The sequence below is a fragment of the Pseudoalteromonas sp. SG45-5 genome (assembly GCF_014164085.1).
In the GTDB taxonomy this organism is placed as follows: Bacteria; Pseudomonadota; Gammaproteobacteria; order Enterobacterales; family Alteromonadaceae; genus Pseudoalteromonas; species Pseudoalteromonas aliena.
This window is the reverse complement of the sequence record NZ_JACJEM010000211.1, coordinates 1-236: the sequence shown is the minus strand read 5'-3', so window position 1 is coordinate 236 and position 236 is coordinate 1. Positions and strand designations below refer to the sequence as shown.

General features: G+C 38.1%; 1 pseudogene. It reads left to right on the top strand.

From position 1 onward, the window contains the following. Positions 1–236 (top strand): annotated as a pseudogene (locus H5119_RS20815) (hypothetical protein); the annotation flags it as partial.

Below are 236 nucleotides of genomic sequence, written 5' to 3'. Positions count from 1 at the left end.
AAATCATTGTTAGCCAAGATGGTGGGATCCCGCTTGCATGTAAAAACTGGGATGGTAACAGCGCAGACACCGCTATTTTTAAAGCGCGAAGTAAGGCGCTTGTTGATGAGTTCAAAAAAAGCCAATCTCCTAAATACCTTGTGGCAGACTGTAAACTTTATCATAAAAGTAATGCTGAGTTTTTAACCAAAATTCAATTTCTCACGCTAGTACCTTCAACAATTTCTCTTGAAAAA